Annotated in this window: 11 protein-coding genes and 2 pseudogenes; 7 read left to right on the forward strand and 6 right to left on the reverse strand. The window is 42.0% G+C overall.

Annotated features, from left to right (window positions below):
• The coding region (locus G4P69_RS31490) for an RRXRR domain-containing protein (protein ID WP_208353512.1) at positions 1 to 988 on the reverse strand (988 nt) is incomplete at its 3' end.
• Here G4P69_RS31490 and G4P69_RS31495 point away from each other — a divergent pair.
• Complete coding sequence (locus G4P69_RS31495) at positions 987 to 1,259, forward strand: hypothetical protein (RefSeq protein WP_208340994.1); 273 nt, start codon at positions 987 to 989, stop codon at positions 1,257 to 1,259. The genes G4P69_RS31490 and G4P69_RS31495 overlap by 2 nt on opposite strands.
• Positions 1,260 to 1,364: 105 nt before the next feature.
• Here the strand turns inward: G4P69_RS31495 and G4P69_RS31500 are convergent, their stop codons facing one another.
• From G4P69_RS31500 to G4P69_RS31510, 3 genes are all read right to left on the reverse strand, one after another.
• Positions 1,365 to 3,005 carry a hypothetical protein gene (locus G4P69_RS31500; RefSeq protein ID WP_208340996.1) on the reverse strand — a complete coding sequence of 547 codons (1,641 nt, stop codon included), beginning with the start codon at positions 3,003 to 3,005 and terminating at the stop codon, positions 1,365 to 1,367.
• Between the two features lie 600 nt (positions 3,006 to 3,605).
• Positions 3,606 to 5,249: a hypothetical protein gene (locus G4P69_RS31505; RefSeq protein WP_208340998.1), complete on the reverse strand. Its 1,644-nt coding sequence runs from the start codon at positions 5,247 to 5,249 to the stop codon at positions 3,606 to 3,608.
• A gap of 385 nt (positions 5,250 to 5,634) precedes the next feature.
• Positions 5,635 to 5,922, reverse strand: coding sequence for a hypothetical protein (locus G4P69_RS31510; protein WP_208341000.1), 288 nt, complete (start codon positions 5,920 to 5,922; stop codon positions 5,635 to 5,637).
• A gap of 62 nt (positions 5,923 to 5,984) precedes the next feature.
• Between G4P69_RS31510 and G4P69_RS31515 the strand changes: the two genes are divergently transcribed.
• From G4P69_RS31515 to G4P69_RS31530, 4 genes are all read left to right on the forward strand, one after another.
• The gene (locus G4P69_RS31515) at positions 5,985 to 8,552 is read left to right on the forward strand and encodes a dynamin family protein (protein WP_208341002.1); all 2,568 of its coding nucleotides are present in this window, start codon (positions 5,985 to 5,987) and stop codon (positions 8,550 to 8,552) included.
• Between the two features lie 237 nt (positions 8,553 to 8,789).
• A complete protein-coding gene (locus tag G4P69_RS31520) occupies positions 8,790 to 12,200 on the forward strand; it encodes an acetate and sugar kinases/Hsc70/actin family protein (protein WP_208341004.1) in 3,411 nt (1,136 codons plus the stop codon).
• 68 nt (positions 12,201 to 12,268) lie between these two features.
• Positions 12,269 to 14,200, forward strand: a complete 1,932-nt coding sequence (gene asnB / locus G4P69_RS31525) for an asparagine synthase (glutamine-hydrolyzing) (RefSeq protein WP_208353515.1) — start codon at positions 12,269 to 12,271, stop codon at positions 14,198 to 14,200.
• 102 nt (positions 14,201 to 14,302) lie between these two features.
• Complete coding sequence (locus G4P69_RS31530) at positions 14,303 to 15,436, forward strand: hypothetical protein (protein ID WP_208341008.1); 1,134 nt, start codon at positions 14,303 to 14,305, stop codon at positions 15,434 to 15,436.
• 303 nt (positions 15,437 to 15,739) lie between these two features.
• Here the strand turns inward: G4P69_RS31530 and G4P69_RS31535 are convergent.
• Positions 15,740 to 16,765, reverse strand: a pseudogene (locus tag G4P69_RS31535) (ISKra4 family transposase).
• A 182-nt stretch (positions 16,766 to 16,947) separates the two neighbouring features.
• Between G4P69_RS31535 and G4P69_RS40130 the strand changes: the two are divergent.
• Positions 16,948 to 17,181 (forward strand): two-partner secretion domain-containing protein, encoded by a 234-nt coding sequence (locus G4P69_RS40130; RefSeq protein WP_310833529.1) that lies wholly within the window; start codon positions 16,948 to 16,950, stop codon positions 17,179 to 17,181.
• Between the two features lie 178 nt (positions 17,182 to 17,359).
• Positions 17,360 to 18,340, forward strand: a complete 981-nt coding sequence (locus tag G4P69_RS31545; RefSeq protein WP_208341010.1) for a magnesium transporter CorA family protein — start codon at positions 17,360 to 17,362, stop codon at positions 18,338 to 18,340.
• Between the two features lie 20 nt (positions 18,341 to 18,360).
• Here the strand turns inward: G4P69_RS31545 and G4P69_RS40745 are convergent.
• Positions 18,361 to 18,551: pseudogene (locus G4P69_RS40745) on the reverse strand (DUF1614 domain-containing protein).
• Positions 18,552 to 18,775: the final 224 nt, after the last annotated feature.

Genomic DNA, 18,775 nt, shown 5'->3' on the forward strand with positions numbered 1-18,775 from the left:
CGACATAATCACCAGAGCGGAACCCAAAGGGTGTAACCGTTCCACCTTGCCGCTTAAGAATCCCGCCCTTACTATAATTTTCTTGGTGCAGTTTACGTCGAAACAGCTTGGGACGAGTCAACACAATAAATGGTGCTGGCGTTGCTTTACATTCCCCAGTCCACTCATGCCCGTGAGTCTTGGTAGTTACAAAAGCTTTGTACTCTATAAACGCGCTGCATGCTAGCGCTATAGCATCGTTTGCATGGGTTTGTGGAGTCTGTTTTGATTTATTGTTTTTGTCCTTAACAAGTCCTAAACGGTCACGATATTTACCTGTATCCAACGAATCAACTTCTACAACAGGTGCAATTTTAGCTGCTTGCGATCTAAACCATTCTTGACCAACAGTTACAGGTGAAATTCCAAAACCGTTTTTCTTGGTACTACCCCCACAAGCTTCATCCCTGATTTCTGAAATTGGCAAGATTAAAGCCATTTCCCTAAGAATTCTTAGTTCCATTAGTCGGTTAGACAAAACACTTGGAGGAAGTTTCTTTTTACGTCTGTTATTGAACCGTTTTTCTCTGTGGTTACGTTGCTTGAAGGGTAAGGAGCGATCTATTCTTGAAGAGCGACGAGTACGCCTTAACTCGGATCTTTTGTCCATCTTGCCTGTTACAGATTGACGGTCTAAAGTTTGATTCTTTAACCCTTGGTTCTTGGATTTATAAAACCCAGGTAAACAAGCATGGAACAATGCGATAGTTGCTAGTTTGGTTTGAAATGCAATCCCAGTAAAACACTTTCCTCTGTCTGTTCCTGCAACTATTGGTTGTGTTTTATAACCAGATGGTTTTTCGGTAAGCTGCACGTAGAACACGCCTAATTTATTACGCTTTCCGATTGCTTTATCCGATGCTATCCACTTCCTTGCCCTAGCTGGTGTTGTGGGCATTAATGGTTTAGAGCGTTCATCTACTACTGGCACTCTTGTTGATTGATTCATGGAGATAATCCAACGAATTGTATTTGAACTTTTAGCTCGTCCCTTCGGGCAATTTGGTAGGCTTGTCTCCCGTTCACGACCGGGCAATACAATGGTACAAACTAGGGAAATATTTGTACGTGTAACCCCACCAAATCTCATCGCCCTAACCAACTCTTGCGTCGCATACCGTGAGCCTAGCCGCTTACTAGGTGTTTTGCAAGCCCACACTTACCCGTCCCTTGCGCGTCTCCGCAGGAGAAGGGAAGTGTGGGTAGTTGACTCTAGTTGATAGTTGGTACTCAGCCACGATTACTGAGGCGCGGGTGGCGCGCTTCTTCTAAGAGAATCCCACACCTACCCTACGGGGTAGGTGTGGGGAGTCGTCACAGTAATACTATTTGCCGATAGTTCCACGAGGAACGACTTCTAACATTCCATACCGTGCAGGACCTGCAGAACCGTCAGAATTTGTCAAGAGGAGCGATCGGTTGCCAAGGGGCGCATCTGCCGCTACAGTAAGGGTAAGGATAAAAACTTGGTACCCTTCAAATTCTTGAAAATCGGTTTTGGTGGCGGTCACTCCGGGGGCATCTACGAACTCGATTTTGGTATCACGAGTGCTATTTTGAGCCCTAAGAGCAACTTTTTCAACCGTAGAACCTTGGTCGATTCTCATATTCAAACTGGAGCGCCGACCGACTTCGAGCACCTCGACTTCCCGCAAGACAGCGGGATAAGGCAAAGGATTGTCGGGGACATCGGCGCACGGATAAGACTTAGGGGGGGTTTGTTGGGGAATGCCCTGACCGAATACCGCAACTTGAACGGTTTCGGCAAGTTGAGCACCGTACTCAATCGGGAATCCACTAATCGTGATGTCACTCACCGTAAAGCCTAGTTCTGGTGGAACTTCGTAAACAGCATGAAGAATAAAATCGTAGGCTTCTCCATTTTGGCGCTTGCGACCACGAACCACTTTCCAGTAGTCGGATGGCTTTGCACCGCGAGGCGCTTTGCGGGGCAGCTTGTAATTCTTGAAATCGGGTTGTTGGATATAAATCGCTATAGGGTTTTTGATCGTCACTCTCACTCCCGAACCCAACCCTTGAGAACCGAGCACTAATTCGTTAACGACTGCACTAATGTAGGGATCGCTATTGCGGTTGGGGGTGCCTTGCTGACTACAGTTAAGGATTTCGCTGGGGTCGGTGATGATAGTTCCTTGTCCGTGCTGTCGCAGTATAGTGGACTGTCCTGTTAGGAACATTGCACCATACTGGGAGTTAAACTCGCCAATCAGATGAGCTAAACCACCGCTTGTTGTCCGATTCCACTTATTGAGTTCGTTGTACGCCGGACGTCCTGTCTGGCGATCGATAATCGGATTGCCGCTATCGTCCCGCAGATACAAATCTTCAAGCTGGACTTGCTCGCTAACGAGTTGCTTGTAGATGCGCAACACGGCATTGGGACTTACATCCCAGAGGGCGTACCAGTACTCTCGGGTTTCGCTGGTGAATGAAACTTTCGTAATTTTCCCTTGGGCATTGCGGGTGACGCTCCACTCGGCATACTCATCCTGCCAACCACGAGGACCTGTGGGGTTGTAGTTGGGATCTGGCGTTCCATTATCGGCATAATCCCAAAGCTGGCGACGACTTGCTTGGGGAAAGGTATTCTTAACGCGGTTGGGATAACTCGTCCAAAAGAGGGGAACAGTAGGCGCTCCCTCCGGAACATTGGTTGTTCGGGGATTGTAATAATCGGTGAGGGGGGGTTGGTTCACCGAATTCCAAGGATCGTTTTGCAGGACTCGCTCGGTTAAACGATTGACATCTTCGTTCCAACGTGCTAACAGCAGTTGTTGAAGTTGTTCTTCACCGGGTAAATCATTCTGAAACCCAGGCGGTAGGAATGTAAAGCCTGCACTTTGAGCCAGAACTTTGCCGAAGCGGTTGAATGGCAATTGATGCAGACCCCAAGCAGTTAATGTTGCTCCTGTAGCTTGCAAAAAATTACGGCGCGAGAATTTCATTATTTTTGGTACTCCATTGAGCCGAAATTAGTTCTTCTTGAATTAGAGGGAGTACTCACAGGTGTAGGTTTTTTACAGATACATCTAGGACGGGTGAGAGGCTTGTAGACCAGGGGGAGAAGGTGGACAAGGAAGAAACATGTTATCTAAGTATATATACTTTTTTAGACCAAATAGGAGTAAAAAAACATCCTTGTCTACTTTCCTTCCTTGTCCTCCAAGTCTTGCCAACACTCAGATGTAAAAAACCTACCCTTGTGAGGTGGGGCTCACAGGTGTAGGTTTTTTACAGATACATCTAGGACGAGTGAGACGCTTGTAGACCCGGGGGAGACGGTAGACAAGGAAGAAACATAAGACATAAGTATATGTACTAGTTTTCAACCAAATGGTAGTAAAAAAACTTCCTTGTCTGCTTTCCTTCCTTGTCCCCCAAGTCTTGCCAACACCCAGATGTAAAAAACCTACTCTTGTGAGGTGGGGGAGTGGGGGAGATGAGGGAGATAAATTAAATAACATAACTTCCTCATCTTCCCCACCTTCTCTACCGCGCTGGAGCGCTATCGATGGGCGGCCATGGTAGGCGCATTAGCTAGCGTCTTATTCCGCGTTCGCCGCAGATTTGGGACAATTGGGCACTGGGGATAGGCTTGTTTCCGGAAAGAGCAGTCTGGATTCGCGGAAGTTGCAGAAGGGGGAAGTTGAGATAAAGCGATCGCGTTGCTTGATACTCCACCGCAGCAGGTAATCCAAGCGTTCGCCCGGTTCTTTATTGGCAATTGAGTCCACATAGCCTTGCAGTCGCTGTGCCGTTACCTGTTTCCATTGGTCGTCAGGCAACTCCCAGGTATAGAGGAACTGCGACTCTGCTGAACTGTCGTCAAAACTTCCAGCAGTGCTAGCTGTTGCCCCTGTCTGTTTAATCTTGGCGACAAAGTCTTCGGGTACACTGCTGACTCCTTTGGTGATCGTGCCAGTAGTTATCTGATCGGCGTATTTCTGAAGAGAAGCGCGTTTAGAGGAAAATAACGGATTTTGGTAGTCCACCATCAATAGGGCGGCAACAAATTTGTCCGTGACAATCTTCGATTGCAGCAATTTGTTGGTTACGTAAATGTCTTCGGCTGCTACCTGCGGCACGAAGAAGGCAAAATAGGTTGAGCCTGGATACTCAAATGCCTTCTCGCTAGTGAAGAAGAAGCCTTTGGTGCCTACTAACTTGAAGTCATATGCGTTGAGATACGCATCATAGTCATTTCGAGGCAACGTCACTGAAAGGCTAGAGTAATTCAGCCCTAAGGTTGTCTGGAAAAGCGTGTCCGCAAGAAAAGTGTCGTTGGGAGGAACGCCTGAAATATCAATGTTCTTCGGAGTTGTATTTTGTCCGTTGCTCTGAATGTCAGTGGACTTAAGGTTAACAGTGGTATTGGTGATCACGTGGCGCAACAATTCACCGACATCACTGATATTAGTGATGCCGCCTGACTTGCGGGTGCGCTCTCTTAACCAATTGTTGTAGAAGGTTTGAATGTTGCCTCTGATGATCTGTTCAAACAACTCTGCACCGCGCCGCTGCTGAAAGACGGTATCGCTGGCAACTGCTGCTGGAACAGTGGCTGAGGAAATATTGGCTCGCTGAGATTGCCAATTATTCCAAGGAAGCTCTAGTTCCCTCATAATCGGAATGCCGTTATGATGACAGCTAAAACAACCTTGGTTCATCGTTTCCGGTTTTCGTGCGAAAGAACTATGGCCTACCCAAGCCCACACAAAAGGAGAATCATCAGCGGCCCCTAGTTGGGGTGATAGGACATAGTAGTTGTATCCTTTGGTTTGGGGATCGTAAGATATTATCTCAAGCGGGTCTGCACTAGTGGTAGCGCCCGGCTTGGACAGAAAGATTTTGGCATCGGTTTCATTTGCTCCGAAATTCACTTCAAAGCGAAGACGTTTATCTTCCTTAGGACTTACGCTTGTCGGAATTTGCGACCCTTCCCCGACCACGAAACCGGTCGGGCTATAGCCAAATGTAGACCCGAGCACCTTAATCAGATCTTGGGTGTTTGCTGGGAAAATTCCCTGACGCAGCAGAGTCTTACCAAACGGATCGGTTAGATACTTTTCTATTTCCGTGTCACTCATGGGCTTCAAACAGTCGTCCAGCGGTGGAACTAGGCGGTGAATTTTGCCTGGAACTACAGCCTCACAGCTAACTGATGATCCTTCCTGTCCAGTAGCTTTCATTGAAGCAAGCCAACTTCCGCCTACAACCATAAACAGAGACAGAAACCCTACTAAACTTGCTCTGAAGATCCTCGATCTCCAAAATTTTGCGTTCGTCACAATATATTTCCCCTCAATGTCAATCTCAGAGACGCTTAATTTTTTGCTCTCATTTTATATAGTTCAGACTTCCAATATTCCTTACGTAGGATTTTTGCCCCAACCTAAGTATCGTATTACAACGAGAATCAAGAGCAACTAACTTTACAAAAATTTTATAAACCATTAACAAATGGTATCGGCTCACCAAGGTAAGCATCTAATTTTGTATAAATAGAGCTTGACAATTAACTCGCGATTCGCCCATTTTTTAGGGACTCATATCTTCCACCTGGAAATTTGAATGTCAATTCCAAGACTTACGTGCGAGATCCCTAAGGCGTTCAATATCCTGTAAAAGAAGTAACACTGCCAACCCAGATCCCGAACGATCCTTGTGACAACAACTGCACACTTCGGAAATAGCTTCCTCTGTTGCACTCGTGGGAGCAATAGAAAGACCTACTTGTGGCAAAGAAGTTTTAATTAAACTGGATTGGATATTGGTAGAGTTTGGCAATTTGGAAGGCAAGAATAGCCCAAATTGGTAAACTCTAATTTTTGGGCGTACAAAAGCTGGATCTGTTGTAAGCATTCCAGCTTAGATTTTACTTAACCCAAGACCAAACAAGTTATCGTAGATCTGAAGTAGGACTGATGAAAAGCAATATGGCAGTAGAACAATTGCGCCGCTACAGAGAGTATGGGGAATCTGTACTTCAGAGTCTTGAGTTGGTATCACAAAACCCACCCCCCAAGGAGAGTTGGGTTCCAAACAGCATTCATGAAAGCATCCAGCGTCTTCAGCAGTCTGCTCAGAGAACGGTGGAGCTTGCATCTTCTCCTGTCAAAATTGGTATTATGGGGGAATTTAGTAGCGGAAAAACTTTGCTTTTAGGTAGCCTCATTGGCTACGCTGACGCTTTACCAGTCAGTGAAACCCCTACAACAGGGAATGTTACTGCTATTCACCTCGTTCAACAAACAGATTTTCAAACGACGAAAATTGGCAAGTTTAAGGTTGAATATCTTTCTCACGAAGGGGTGAAAGAGTGTTTACGCTATATGCTACAAGAAGCTCAACAACGAGCAAGAACAACAGATCTGTCTTCATCGGAGCTGACTACCTTAAAAAGGTTACACCCTACTACTGCTGTAGATAGTATCGGTATTCTCAAATGGTGCGAGCAAGTATGGTCTAAAACACAAAGTTTGGAGCTACGCTCTTTACTCCGTGAGCTTGTAGTATTTATTCGCACGTACAATGCGTACGGAGAAGACGTATGTGGTAAAAGCTATAACATTGATAATACCACAGCACATAAAGGGTTGAGGCTAGCTGAGCCACCGATGAATATTTTAGAAATCAGCTTTGATCGTTTACCTCCTGCACCTAAGCGCTGGGAAACATTAGAACAGCCATCAGCTAAAGACTTACAAAATAGCTTCTCATTGATCCGTCGTGTAGATCTCACCGTCGAAATATCAAAGGAAATTTGGAATCTATCTTCTTTACAAGGGACAAATGAGTTCATTCTCCTCGACTTTCCAGGATTAGGATCTGCCGATTCTGGGGTTAGGGATGCTTTTTTATCCTTACGAGAACTGTCAGATGTACAAACTATTCTGTTACTGCTGAATGGTAGATATCCCGGCGGTGTCACTGCAGCTAAAATCCGTAGTATGCTTGAAAGAGATAAGGGACAAGATTTAAAAGACCGCATCATCGTGGGTGTAGGACGCTTTAATCAACTCCCCCTATCCAGAAGTGACGAACGTGCTATTGAAGAGCTATTAGATCAGCCTTTTCTTTCAGAAGAAGCGTTGCTCGATAACCTGCACATTCTCCAACTTACCATCGCCAGTGCTAGCAATTTAACCACTGAAAAAAAGAATATTGTTTTGTTGTCACAACTATATGGGTTAAGTAAACTAGCAGAACTTTCATCACTGGTACAAGTCTGTTCAAGCGAATTTTTGCCAGAACTGGATAAATCCAACAAACCAGAGGAGTCAGATTTGCGTGAAAAATGGAAGCAATTGAGCGAAAAGCTATCATCTTCTAGCACGTTACAAAAACAACTAAATGATTATGCTGAAGACGGTGGGATTGTTCGGCTACGTTCCTTACTTAAGGAGCATGTCGCTGTTCATGGAATGAAACAACTTCTAGAAGATACCCAAAGATCTGCTAATACCGTTCGCCAGGAACAGATTCATCTGAAAAATTTGCTCTCAGAAATTCCAACATACATACCAGTTGTTGAAAATCCTGCTTTCCTAACTTTACGCGAGGCGATTGAGAGCCTAGTTACTACCTATAGAGAATTTCAAGAAGATTTACAGAAACAACCTATATTGAAGAACCGCCACGATATAGCTGTAAGTGATGTGGTGAAAGATGAATTGATTAATAAAATATTCTTTGATTGGAGTGAGTGGACTTTACTTTTTGATAGAACAAAAAACGGGACAATATCTTTGACAAAAACCGAAAGTTTTTTTGAGGATGATGAAGTAGAAGACTTTATTCCGACAAAAAGCGACGATTTTTATTCGGCATTTGTACAAACTATTCACGAAATGCAAGATTTTGCTCATAATTCTACTATACAAGCAGTCACAGACTTGTTCAGTAAATTATCTGACTATGTAAAAACTGAGCGCGACCAGCTAAATAAAATTTTACTACCTGATCAGGAACAAAATATTGAACAAAAATTTGGCAGGAATCAAGTCCGATTATTCAGGAACCTTCTACGAGGTATAGATCCTGCTAATAAATGGCAAAAGTTAGTTATTCAGCATAGTGGTTTGGCTGATAGTGCAGGATCTATCAACGCTGATGCTTTATTTCCCTTAGCACGTAAGGACGATAAACATTCTAATGGTCAAATCTTTGACTGGAGTCTTGATAAAAAGTTTCCTGTTCAAGCAAGACCATTTAATCATCAAATTGCTGTTTTACGATTGCGTGATGAAATCACTGCTAGCGCGGGTTTACATCTTGTTCAATATGTGAGCCAGTTAACCAAGCAAGTGAAGTTTTCTTTTTCTAGAGCTTCTAAGGAAATAGTAGATAACCTGCAGGAACTTTTAAAGTCGAAACACGAGCCTTTACTTAGATATATTGCCACAGCAGAAGAACATAACTCTAATTCTGCTTCTATTCCACCGTGGTTACAAACTCTTTCCCAAATTCCAACAATTTCTTATCCGGAATAGGGCAAAGGGCAAAGGGTATAGGGCATGGGGCATGAGGAAGCAGGGAGAACACGCAGAAGAGGGAGAGCAGTGAGAGAAAAAATTTATAGTAGGAAGAGAAAAAAACCTATAGCAGTGAGAGAAAAAAATTTATAGGTTGATATGCTTGTAAATCCCAATACCCCATACCCTATGCCCTATGCCCCATGCCCCATGCCCATTTATTTGTTAGTTGTTAATTAAAAATTTTAAATAAATATGCCAGTTAAAATAGAGGTTTTAAATAGTTATCAATTGCGGATTAAAGATGATGATCTGTTGCTTTTACCGGTTATAGAAATAAAGCCTACAGCCGATTATAACTTTCCGCATATTTCTAAAATTGACATTTCTGTCACTGGGAAACCAGAGGAATTGGCGTCTTTGATACAATCTGTTTATAAAAGTGTAAACTTTTATAGTACAAACAAACTCCTCAGACTCTCTACTCCGCAGCGCTTGAAGCAACTTGATTGTAGGTGGGATAAACCTTTACCTATGGGTGTTAATTGTAATTTAGTTGTGACTGTGGAGTATTTTGATTCGGATGATAGAACTGACAACCCGAATTTATCTGTAACTAAAACTTCTAGATCTGAGTGTAATATATGGACTTTTGGAGAGCCAATAAAACCAATGCCAGTTGATACACCTGAACCTGAACCTGAAACAACACCAGTCAGCAAAAAACAGGATATTACTTATCCAGGCTGGTTTGCCATTGATTTTGGCACTTCTAATTCTACGGTTACACTTTACGATCCTAAAGTGATCGTAACTCCAGATAGTTTACCTAGTGAGCAAGAGGTGAGGTTACGCGATCGCCTAACAGTTTGGCTAAACCAATCTCCTGTAGACAACTTACTTGGTATCAGTCAAGATGCTTGGAAGCAAGAGTGGCAAAGATTTCTCTCTCAGCTTATAGTAAGCCTTAATAAAGATTCTTCTAAATCAACTTCTGCTATAGAGAAAATACCACACAACCTCGGAGAACAATTATTTCGTGGTGTTAATAGTGTTGATTTGTTGGAAGCTATCCGACAGATAGAAATTTGCCTAAGCAAACGCCTACCTTGGTTTCGTCGCGCTGCCAGTAAACGGCTAAACCAAATATATCACGAAGTTTTCCGTGTACCACCACTAGAGTGGCAGAGTTTGATACCTGTAGAACTAGATAAAGATCGTCGTTTAAGTGAAATTAGCAGTGAATTAGAAGTCGTTAGTCTAGAACCAGCTTCACCAGATGATGCTCAGACAAATGTTAAAGTGATTTTGGGAGAAAAAGCAAAGCAGGATAGACTAAGCACGATTGGGAAAGGAGAAGATATTGAAGGTAGATTTCTTCATTCACCCAAACGTTACTTTGGTCAAGAAAGGTCTTTCCAAGTTACAATTGATGATCAGCAAGCAACAATTGAGGTGAATAAGCTACTGCAAGCTGCTTATGCTGAATTGATCGACTTAACAGAACAATATCGCCAGCACTATCCAGGTAAATGTTCTGAAGGTAAATTTTACCGAGCCGTTGTCACTTACCCAACAATTGCTTCACCATTTGTTCGCCGTGAGATTGAGAACTTGGTGAAAAAACTTGATATTGAAGATGTACAAATGGCTTATGATGAAGCAATATCAGTAGCTATTTTCTTCCTGTGGCGTGAATTTGGCGGCGATTTAAATGTAGGAATAGAGTCTTTTAAAACTCGGTGTCGTCATGATGGGGACAAATGGTGGCAAAATGTTCTAGTTTTGGATATTGGTGGAGGAACGACTGATCTAGCGCTCATTCGCCTAACGCTGGAAGAAATTAACCCGTTTGAACCTGGTGAAGATCGAGGTGATGGTGGACGCTATTATAAACTCACTCCTAAATTATTGGGTTCTTCTGGTCATTTGCAGTTAGGCGGTGAACTGATCACTCTCAGGCTTTTTGCGTTGCTAAAAGCTGCGATCGCAGATTGTCTATTAACAGCAGTCACAGAAGAACGCTTAGCCAACGATGTGTTGAAAGTTCAGCTCAATGAGTTAAGCGATCGCTTTATCAGCGATGGGAAATTTCAGCCTGGTGGGTTATTAGCTTATGTAGATCAGGAAATTCGAGAAGGTGATGCTTATAAAGATGCTTTAAATGTAGCGGAAAAAGTGTTGCCTACACGATGGAAAAATGCACCTTCCAGAGTACAAACCTTTTATACCCTTTGGGAACAGGCAGAAAATGCGAAGATTAAACTAGGTCAAAAGCGACAAAAATATAGTCCTGAACCAACCTTCGTTTTAGATGGACAAACAATTGCTGATCTGCTACTACAAAACGACATTCAATTACCAAACGAGGTGATTGATAGTTTAAGTGTAACACTCACAGTGCAACAGTTTGAAAGAGCAGTATCCCCTGTGATCCGAGAAGCTGTAGGTATTGGGCAAGGATTGGTTGAGAACGCTTTAAAAGCAAAATCTTTCAACGTGCAGAATTCCCAAAGTCAGAAAGAGCAAGTAGATTGGTTAATTCTCTCAGGTAAAACCTGTAATCTCGAATTAGTTGAGCGTGAACTTTACCGAGTCTTTAGTCAGTCTGACTATTTTGTGTGGAATGAAGAGAGAGTCACTTTTGAACCAGAGTACACCAAACTTGCCACCTCGGCTGGAGCCTGTTTCGCTGAGAAAATTAGACAATTAGGCTTTGCACCCAAAGAATCTAAGGAATTGCTACGCAGAGGAGCAAACCAACTATATATAGATGTTAAAAACCTATTTTATTTTCTACCATGCTCGTTTAAACGAGAAGTCATTGGTGGCAGCTTAGATCCAATTTTTCAAGCTGGTCAAGAACTGTATCAGCTTAAAGCTGGTGATGCAATTGCAAAATACCGCAGTAGTTGGCAAGGTATGCAGCTAACCAATAATATCATACGCCAAGACTTTGAAAATATAAAACCTCAGCTTTGGGGGAGCTATAACGGCGATGCGTTGATGAAAAAGCTGGGAATGACTGAGGATGATTTTAAAAATCACATTAAAGTCCAGTTTGAAATCAACCAAAAGCTTGATATTGATTTGTTGCTTTGTCGCGGTAATCCGTACTATTTAATTCTGATGAATATTCCTAGCCTTGATGCAGGAAAAGTGATAGGAACAAGAGCAGTGATTTCTGAGAATGGTAAAGTAGTCTGTGATATAGCTGTCAATGTTGCTGAATCTGCCAACGCTCTGAAAACAGATGCTCATACTGTAGTATTTGCTGCCGAAAAGGATTACAGTAAGGATGTGAAAATTTTTCAATATGATGACACAGAGACACAACCACAGGGAATGGGGTTAATTGCTGAATTACCTCCTTTTCCTACAAGTGGTAAGCACACTTTTTACTTTCAATTTCACAACCCAAAATCAAATACCTGGGAACTTATTGGCGAATTACCTCAACCTCAAGTCAAAACAGAGTATCCTTGCCGGTATTATGTCTCTCTCAATGAGAAAGGTATTTTACGAGTACATGCATTTGAAGTTCCTTACTGGACGTCAACAAACCCAGAATATCTTAAAATAGAGGGATGCGTTTTTCGGGATACTCTCCAACCACAGCCTAACGATGTTAAGGCAGAACGGGATCCTTTTTCTGGAGAACATTAAATGTGCAGTTGTTCTTTGCCGTCATAACTGATGTAATGTAAATCATTCTTAAATAATGGTTGTATTTTATGTGTGGCATAGTGGGCTTGTTTTCAAAACACAAACCAATTTCAGAATCCTCTTTGAGACGAGGAATGGATTGCTTAAAGCATCGTGGACCAGATGGACAAAATTTTTGGATTTCTGGAGATCAACGAGTTGCACTAGGACATACACGACTTAGTATTATCGATCTAGAAAATGGGGAACAACCGATCACTAACCGTGATGAAACTCTACGTATTGTTGTCAATGGGGAGTTTTATGACTTCGAACGAGTACAGCGTGATTTGAAACGATGGGGGAATGAATTTAAAACCAACTCTGATAGTGAAATAGCACTGCACCTATATAACGAGTTTGGCACACAATGCCTGCATCATCTCAGGGGTGAATTTGCTTTTATTATTTGGGATGAACGTCATGATTTGCTTTTTGCAGCACGCGATCGCTTTGGCATTAAGCCTCTGTATTACACTACTTACGGCGATGTTCTTTATCTTGCTTCTGAAGTTAAGGCTTTATTTAAAGCAGGTGTTGAGGCTTGTTGGGATCATGAATCTTTTTGGCAATTTGAGCACGGGCTTTTAGCTCCAGGTCGTACTTTTTTTGCTAATGTTCATCACTTGCCACCAGGGGCCTTTCTGTTGGCATCTCGCTATGGAATGCAATTGCATCGTTATTGGGATTTTAATTACCCACTGATTCATGATTCGTTACCTCAGTATACAGAAGACGATTACATTGAACAACTCCGTCATACATTAGATGAAGCTATTCAATTGCGTTTGAAAGCTGATGTGCCAGTGAGCTTTTATCTTAGCGGTGGTCTGGATTCATCTACCGTTTTAGCAATGGCAGCACGTCATAGCCCTTCTCCAGTAACAGCATTTACTATTGCTTTTGATCATGAAGGCTATAATGAAGAACCGCTTGCACGTGAAATGGCAGCACATACTGGCGCTAATTTACAGACAGTTCCTATTGTTCATTCGGACTTAGCTGAACATTTTGCCGATTCAATTTGGCATTGTGAAATGTTATGTATTAATGGCAATACAGCTGCTAAATATCTGTTAAGCCGAGCCGTCCGAGATGCAGGTTATAAAGTTTTACTTACAGGTGAAGGCTCCGATGAAATCTTTGGAGGCTATGCTCATTTTCGTCAAGATATGTTGCTCTACAATCAACAAGGGCAAGATGAGCAGACAGTAAAACTACTTTTAGAAAAACTAACGCTAAGCAATAAAGCTTCAGTAGGACTTTTATTAGCTAAAAATAATTCTTCTCAAGCTTTAAGTAGTATTCAGCCTTTGTTAGGCTTTGTCCCTTCTTGGATACAAGCTTCGGCTGAGAGCTATCTTACCGCCTTACCTTTATATTCATCAGAGTTTATTGCACAATTTTCACACAAGGATGCTTATCGCTTATTTTTTAATCAAATAGATGTAGAAGGACAATTAAAGGGAAGAGAGCCTGTGCATCAATCTCTTTATTTATGGTCTAAAACTATCTTACCTAATTACCTTCTGCGGCTGTTAGGAGATGGTGTAGAAATGGCACATTCTATTGAAGGACGGCTTCCTTTTTTGGATCACAAAGTTGTCGAACTAGTTTGCAAGATGCCTGCTAGTCTGAAAATTCGTGGATTAACTGAAAAATATGTACTACGAGAGGCAGCAAAGCCATTGATAACGGATACGATGTATAATCGCCAAAAGCATCCATTTCTAGCCCCACCTTCAACTCTCAAGCGAAAAGAACCCCTACAACAACTTGTTCAAGATACTCTGCGCAGTTCGGGAATGTCTTGTCTACCTTTCTATAACCATGCAGCAGTTATTCGGTTGCTTGATGAATTACCAACAATGAGTGAAAGCCAACTTACTTCCATTGAGACAATCTTGATGAAAATACTCAGTGCTTACATTCTTCAAGAAAGGTTCGGACTCGTCCATTAAGAGGGTGATGAGAAAATACTAGTTTTCTTTAGTTCAGTCGTTTTTTATCAAACCAATAAAGTTTAGCGTAACAAGCGCGGTACCGCCGTATTTATAAGAAAGATGCAACACCTCAGTAAGTTATTGGAGACTGACAACTCAAATTTAGCTTTGGTACTAAGGTGGGGTTTGTACGGTTTGCAAGCTCAATTACAGCACGCGCTGAAAACAGCCAGCGCAGATCCAGGAAGCTTTGCTTGTCAGGAGTTACTGAAGGAATTGGATATTCTTTTAGAACAAACATCTTTTGTAAGTCAGACGACAACTATATCGACAGAGGATGATAGCTCGTGGGAAGATGTGTTTGAACCAGTCACAGAGGGTGAACTACAACTAAAGCATATTGCTGAAGCGATGTTAGCTGACCGAGAGTTGTCGAGTTATATTGGGGATTATCAATTCTACAGTACTAACGATAACGATTTATGGAACGAGATGCAACGTTTGTTGTTACGTGTTCCTGAGAAGTTGGCTAATAGTTGGCGATCGCACTCTCTAACAGAAGCGATTAAACTAGGTACGACGGAAACTGAGCAAGCGCTTTGCTTACCCTTTACCCGCAATGAATGTCTTTACCCTAGTCTAACAGGAAAGGTCAGGGCTACTGGTTTGTCGTTGTCAAACAGAGTTGATTTCGACCCTAGGCTAATGGTAAAAACAAAAAGTGGCGAACTTGGTTTTCTTGCTGGAGTCGTTTCTGTTTGTCTTCACTTTCTTGAAATAGATCCATCTTTACACCATGCTCTTAAAAGCGTTGAACGGTTTGGTGTTAGATCTGTCAATTTAGAGCCGGAAAAATCTAAGCTTATTACAGCACTGATAGAGCGTTTTCGTCGTGTACAAGCAACTGCTGAGAATACTGATCCGTTAACAGCTTTGCGTGCGAGACTAGATTTAGATGAAGCAATCCATTCTTTGGTGTACTTGCCGACTTGCGATCGCTATTCTTGGTGGGGTAAGCTGCAACTAGAAGCAAGACGCACTCTAGACTCAGCTGTTGAAAGAGCACGACAAGCTGGTTATCAAGTACAGATTCGCCCTTTATGGGGAACTTATGCTGATATTTTTAACTGGTCAAAAGATGATTTGCAACTCGATATTGGAGGGGTACGCGGGGAAGTTTCTGCGTGTTTACGAGTTTATGCAAAAATTAACGATGAGGTGCTTCCAGGACGCGTACTTTTTCGTTCGTCGTAACTGCTTCCCAGATGCTGCGCGATCGCTTTGTGCGGGAAAATACTATATAAAGCCAGTCGCATGTTAAGATTTTCCTTTTTCAATCAAGTTTTGTTAAGAAAGTAGACTTTCTACTAACTCAGCGGCACTACTGATACTTAAATCGTGGTTTACTCATTATGGCCAGTAATTCTGCATAATTTGGTTTCAAAGGAGACTGCGATGTCAGGGAAGAGTGCAGTTTGTCGTCACTTCTTAGGGCTTGCTGTTACTAGTGCTTGTGTCTTCTCTGGCAATTATGCAAGGGAGCATCCCAGTTTTTATTTAGCGAGCAAAGATTAATCCGTTAAGATAGGCACAACGGTGAGCGAGAACCTGAGGAACATTCTCAACATTCCATTGCGCGCCAGAAATTTGTGCTCGGCGGTCAATTTGTTTTACGGTAGATTCAATTGCACCAGATCCAATAGAACAAATTTGCTCAGCTTGATAATACTGGTAATTGACAATACGGTGACGATGTTTCTCAAGGTAAGCACAGAAGTTTTCTGCTTGCTTTAGTGTACAGTCGACGAAACACGCGATCGCCGCATCAACGTCCCCTTGCCAGAGATGCTGCTTAGCAGTATTTATCCTTTGCATCGAACCTCCAACCTTATAGAGATTTTCCATCAAATGGAACCAATCGAGAATTTCCCGTCGCTCTATTTCAGGTGTAAGTTGGCGAACAATATTCCAAACTCCGTCATGCCCATCCCCAATACAAGTGAGAATTGGAGCCAAAGCTTGGTGGTTCACCCAATCAATTAGGAGATCGTTTTGTTGAAATGAAGCAGACAAGTGCAAGCTTATCGTGTAAGCGGACAGCTTTATAACCTTTCCACTCAGATGGTTTCCCAGTTGGTGTACGGACACGAATATTTCCGCCATCGACACTCAATTCCTCAACCGTTGATTCTACTTGGGGGAGTTCGAAATTTTGACGGTGTACTAGTCGTTGCTGCACACTTTTCGATACTTCTATACCTGTAGCATATTTTACGTCTTCTGCTGCACGTTCGTATGATACCGCAGCGCTTGCTCTCAGACAGCAGGCTTCTAGATATGGGCTTAATTGACTATGAGGCTTAAGTTCCAGCTTTTGTGCTTGAGAACTCGTAATTGGCAATTTTCCGATAATACTTTTTACGAATCGCTTGTGCCCTACTTTTTCTCCTGTGACATTTTCGATAAAAAAACCCCAACAGTAGGCATTACATGTTCTTGCATTTGAGTGCGTACTACTTCTTCTATCTTCCCTAAGCTTGTTAGTTCCTCCACTGGAGCTTTCTTGTAAAGTATTTTAGCGATAGCGAAGCGCTGCTGCTAAGAGCAGATCGCACGAGCGTGTTCGATTACAAGTTGGTTTTCTTCTTCTGTCATAACGGCTCCTAGGGAAGCGATCACATGGGTTACTGCCTTACTTTCTCATACTTTTTTTACATTTAGTGGAAGAATAAAAACTGGGATGCTCCCATTATGCAACAGCCCAAATTACCCCTGATAGGACTTTACCAAATAATTCAATTGTCACAATTAATGGTAGCACCTTTAATATAACTGGGGGCACGCAAGCCGGGCGTAACTTATTTCACAGCTTCCAACAGTTTTCTGTTCGCGGTTCCCTTGTAGAGGCTACCGCAGAATTCAAAGGTATGAAATCTGGCAATATTAGCCTTTGGGCTACAGATAAAATTGAAATATCAGGTGGCAGTCAAATTACGTGATTTTGATCAAGTAAAGTATCTCTATAGCAGATATTATCCTTTGAATTAGAGATAAATTTAGACGAACATATTTTTAACGTATTTTTTGCCTCTTAGGGTGTAGAATGTAGGATAAAAGCCAAAATATCTATCAATAATTACTTTGAGTGATTTCTCATAACTCAACTGAAATTGATATATGTTAATTCTCACCACCTTTTCTGAGAGCCGCTTGGAAGTATTCACTAGCTGGGATGTGGGTTCGGTATTGGAAAGGATGGGCAATTCTGACAAAATTTGGTTGCGCTGTATTCAGCTACGCGATCGCACTGCAATTGCTAGAATCATCAACCACTTTCAACTAGCTCCATCTCGTGTCGATATGATTTTCAATCATTATCGTATCGGAGTTGATGAAAATATAGAGGATTGTTTATTTGACAATTACGAAATTCTAACTCATCAAAAACAAAACAGAGAATTAGAGGTTGCAAAGGGCAGCATTTTAGTTGGAAGTAATTTTATCATAACATTTGAGACACCTGAGCTAAAAATATTCAGTCTACTAAGTCATAATATCGAAAAGCAAACTATAAATATCCAACCTTGGGGAAGTGATTATCTTTTTTATTTAATGTTTCACGCTATTTTGAATAATTACTATACAGTATTTGATGATATTTATATAAAGCTTGATGATTTAGAAGATGAAGTTTTATCAAGTTCTGCTGACGAATCAACATACCAAAAAATTGCTAAAATGAGGCAATCTACTCGCTTTGGACGCAGGAATTTTCAAAGCGTAAAGTCAGTTATGACTATGATGAATTATGAAGACTTTCGATGGATCAGTGAGCCAGTAAAAGCAATATTCAATCAAGACTTAGTGCATCACGTAGATAGCCTCTGGCAAGAATATCAAACGTTGAGAGCTTGGATGTCAGAATTAATGGAAATTCAGCGTGATAACATTGCTAGTAAAACCAGTGAGCGAATTAACCGTCTGACTATTTTATCGACTGTATTTTTACCAATCACTTTTATTGCTGGTGTTTATGGGATGAACTTTAAATATATGCCGGAATTAGAGCAACCTTGGGCTTATCCTACAGTTCTCGGCGTGATGGCATTAATTGTAATTGGTAGCATTGCATATGCTAAACAACAACGTTGGTTGTAGTGTTAAAAATCTACAATACACTACGTAAGTAAAAGCGCAAATAGCCCATACATTCCAATACCATCAAATACCCCTGCACCGCCAATACTTAAGACACCCGGCGACATGCGTTCAATTCGCGCAGGTGCAATAAATCTGCACCAATTAAGGTTCCTACACCGCCTGCGAATGCAACAGGTGCAGCTCCATTACCAAGGATTAGTGATGACATCAATTTTGCGCGATCGCACTCCGACTTCCGTACACTGAAAAAACTCAGTAAAATTTCTCACAACTTCCTCACAATTTTGTAATAAAATGAACCACCTCACCGCATGGCGGATGGGGTTTCTAATTTACAGAGCGGGTTCAGTCGCTCCTAATAGTCGTGTATCAAGACGCTTCTTGAACCGTACCTTTACTTTTGTTGCCTACCCAAATATTGATTGTTGTGAG

The sequence above is a fragment of the Aetokthonos hydrillicola CCALA 1050 genome (assembly GCF_017591665.1).
Taxonomy (GTDB): Bacteria; Cyanobacteriota; Cyanobacteriia; order Cyanobacteriales; family Nostocaceae; genus Aetokthonos; species Aetokthonos hydrillicola.

Coding starts and splice junctions, on each gene's coding strand:
- G4P69_RS31495 (WP_208340994.1), top strand. CDS start 987: ATGGAGATAATCCAACGAATTGTATTTGAACTTTTAGCTCGTCCCTTC.
- G4P69_RS31500 (WP_208340996.1), bottom strand. CDS start 3,005: ATGAAATTCTCGCGCCGTAATTTTTTGCAAGCTACAGGAGCAACATTA.
- G4P69_RS31505 (WP_208340998.1), bottom strand. CDS start 5,249: ATGAAAGCTACTGGACAGGAAGGATCATCAGTTAGCTGTGAGGCTGTA.
- G4P69_RS31510 (WP_208341000.1), bottom strand. CDS start 5,922: ATGCTTACAACAGATCCAGCTTTTGTACGCCCAAAAATTAGAGTTTAC.
- G4P69_RS31515 (WP_208341002.1), top strand. CDS start 5,985: ATGAAAAGCAATATGGCAGTAGAACAATTGCGCCGCTACAGAGAGTAT.
- G4P69_RS31520 (WP_208341004.1), top strand. CDS start 8,790: ATGCCAGTTAAAATAGAGGTTTTAAATAGTTATCAATTGCGGATTAAA.
- asnB (WP_208353515.1), top strand. CDS start 12,269: ATGTGTGGCATAGTGGGCTTGTTTTCAAAACACAAACCAATTTCAGAA.
- G4P69_RS31530 (WP_208341008.1), top strand. CDS start 14,303: ATGCAACACCTCAGTAAGTTATTGGAGACTGACAACTCAAATTTAGCT.
- G4P69_RS31545 (WP_208341010.1), top strand. CDS start 17,360: ATGTTAATTCTCACCACCTTTTCTGAGAGCCGCTTGGAAGTATTCACT.